The organism is Streptomyces sp. E2N166 (assembly GCF_003671715.1).
In the GTDB taxonomy this organism is placed as follows: Bacteria; Actinomycetota; Actinomycetes; order Streptomycetales; family Streptomycetaceae; genus Streptomyces; species Streptomyces thinghirensis.
Window position 1 is genome coordinate 126,790 of sequence record NZ_RAIF01000031.1, and the last position, 2,906, is coordinate 129,695.

Annotated in this window: 2 protein-coding genes and 1 pseudogene; all 3 read left to right on the forward strand. The window is 73.3% G+C overall.

Annotated elements, in window-relative coordinates:
• Positions 1 to 104 precede the first annotated feature (104 nt).
• Positions 105 to 1,277 (forward strand): VWA domain-containing protein, encoded by a 1,173-nt coding sequence (locus EBH09_RS22550; RefSeq protein WP_121748766.1) that lies wholly within the window; start codon positions 105 to 107, stop codon positions 1,275 to 1,277.
• A gap of 170 nt (positions 1,278 to 1,447) precedes the next feature.
• Positions 1,448 to 2,473 (forward strand): hypothetical protein, encoded by a 1,026-nt coding sequence (locus tag EBH09_RS22555; protein WP_121748767.1) that lies wholly within the window; start codon positions 1,448 to 1,450, stop codon positions 2,471 to 2,473.
• Between the two features lie 161 nt (positions 2,474 to 2,634).
• Positions 2,635 to 2,906: pseudogene (locus EBH09_RS39165) on the forward strand (hypothetical protein); the annotation flags it as partial.

The window sequence follows — 2,906 nt, forward strand, 5'->3', positions numbered from 1 at the left end:
GTGGAGGCGGCCCGCGCGGCAGGTGCGGGAAGCGGCACCGCCGGGACCGGCGCCGGTGGCCGGCGGTCGGGTGCCGGCGGCAACAACCTCGTGGGGGTGGACGCATGACGACGACCGAGCCGGTCGACGCCGGCACGGCACAGGAGCGGCTGCGGCGGTGGCGGCTCGTGCTGGGCGGTGACCCGGCCGACGGCACCGGCCACACCCTCGCCGGACAGGACGCCGCGATGGACGGGGCGCTCACCGCGCTCTACGGAAGGGGGGACAAACCCCGGGCGGGGCGGGACCGTTCGGCAGGACTCGGGGCCTCCACGCCGGCCGTGGCGCGCTGGCTGGGGGACATCCGGACCTACTTCCCCTCTTCCGTCGTGCAGGTCATGCAGCGGGACGCGATCGACCGGCTCGGTCTCGCCGCGCTCCTGCTGGAGCCGGAGATGCTCGAGGCGGTGGAGGCCGACGTGCACCTCGTGGGCACCCTGCTCTCCCTCAACAAGGTCATGCCGGAGACGACGAGGGAAACGGCGCGGGCGGTTGTGCGCAAGGTCGTCGAGGACCTGGAGAAGCGGCTCGCCACCCGGACCCGAGCCACCCTCTCCGGCGCCCTCGACCGCAGCGCCCGCATCAGTCGGCCGCGCCACCACGACATCGACTGGAACCGCACGATCGCGGCCAACCTCAAGCACTACCTGCCCGAGTACCGGACGATCGTGCCGGAGCGGCTCATCGGCTACGGGCGGGCGTCCCGGTCCGTGAAGAAGGAGGTCGTCCTCTGCGTCGACCAGTCCGGGTCGATGGCGGCGTCCGTCGTGTACGCGTCCGTGTTCGGCGCGGTGCTGGCGTCCATGCGGTCGATCGGCACCCGGCTCGTCGTCTTCGACACGGCGGTCGTCGACCTCACCGACCAGCTCGACGACCCGGTCGACGTGCTCTTCGGCACGCAACTCGGCGGCGGCACGGACATCAACCGCGCGCTGGCGTACTGCCAGTCGCAGATCACCCGGCCCACGGAGACGGTGGTCGTGTTGATCAGCGATCTGTACGAGGGAGGCATACGGGACGAGATGCTCAAGCGGGTCGCGGCGATGAAGGCGGCGGGGGTGCAGTTCGTGACGCTGCTGGCGCTGTCCGACGAAGGGGCGCCCGCGTACGACCGGGAGCACGCGGCGGCGCTCGCCGCACTGGACGCGCCGGCCTTCGCCTGCACGCCCGATCTCTTCCCGGAGGTGATGGCGGCGGCGATCGAGAAGCGCCCCCTGCCGATACCGGATGCCGGGTGACGATTTGTCGATCCGGGGTGGTCCGATTCCTGTCGGCAAAGCGGACATGACTGCCCATCGGTAGGAGCGGGCTTGCGCAACCTCCGGAGTCCCGTGCGAGGATCGCGCGTCGTGTCGATGCGATGTTCGACGCGCCATCCGTTCCGCCGCACGGGAGGAATCTCCCCCTCTTGATCTGGTCAGCAGGCTTGCCCGGTGCCGCTCTGCGCGTGATGCGCACGGTGGCAGGGCGGCGTGCGCTGCACGTGGCGCTGCTGGTGGGCGGGTTGTTCGTGCTCGGGATCCTCTGCGGAGAGCGGGCGCAGGCGGCCGAGGGGGAGCCGCCCGTGCGGGACGCGATCGGACAGGTCGTCGACGTGCCCACGGAGCGCCCGCGGGAAGCACGGCAATCAACCGTCCCGCGGGATTCCCGGACCGGCCAGGGCGCCAAGACCGACCAGGACTTCGGGGCCGACCAGGGCTTCGGGGCCGGCCAGGGCTCCAGGACCGACCAGGGCTCCGGCGCCGTGCTTTCGGAGCTTCGTCCGGTGGCCGAGGGCGTGGTCCGGTCCGTGGAGCCCCGGGTCGTACGGCCGGTCGGTGACGCGGTGGAGACGGTGGCCGACGGGCTCGGGACGGTCGCGCAGACGGAGGTGCCGCCGTTGGAGGCGTTGCCGCCGCTTCCCTCCCCACCCTCGCTGTCCTCGCCCTCTCGGCCTTCGCTGCCGTCGGCGCCCGCGCTGCCGTTGTTGCCGGACCCGTCCGGCATGGCCGACGTTCCCGGTGGGTTGATGCCGGTCGGCACGGACCCGCGGCCCGGGTCCTCGATCACCGTGCCGGACGCCTCCGACGCCTCCGACGCCGCCGGAACCTCCGACGGGCCCGTCGCCTCCCACGGTGCCGCAGCCGCCGCACACGTCGCGTACGGACCGAAGCCCCTCGGCGCCGGGGCGCCCGACGCGGCGCACGTCGACACCCACCGCGCCGTACCCGCGCCCAGCGACCACGCCCCCGCCCACCGGGCACCCGCCGGCGATCCCGACGGCACGCTGGGCGCCGGAGCAGGTGCCGACCACGGCACGCCGCGCCACGGTGACGCGCACGCGGTCACCCCGCATCACCGGGTTCCGTTCCGACTCGTGCCCGGCGCCTTCGCGCGTGCCGACGCCGCCGAGACCCGGGACCGGTACCGGGACATTCCCGTCTCTCCCGCCTAGAGCAGGGCCTTCCCCCGCCGCAGACCCGCCGCGCGGGGGCGGAGAGGTCTGCCCACCGCCCGGACGCTTCTCACTCTCCCGGGCGGGTGCCGCCGGCGCCGCATCACCCGGCCCGGCATTCGGAAATGTCCCCAAGATCTTCGAAGGACCCTGACGTACCCATGAACAAGAACATCCGCCGTTCCATAGTCATCGCCGCCGGAGTCACCGGTGCCTGGGCGCTGGGCTCCTCCGTGGCGAGTGCCGACGAGCTGCCGGCCGCCTCCGTGTCCGTACCGGACGCCGTGGCGGACACGGCCGCCGACGTCACCGAGAACGCCCCGGAAGCCGCGACCGACAACGCCCCGGAAACCGCGGCGGACACCACCGCCAAGGCCGACGCCACCGCCGCCACCATCACCGACGTCACGGCCGACGTCACCCCCGACCGCGA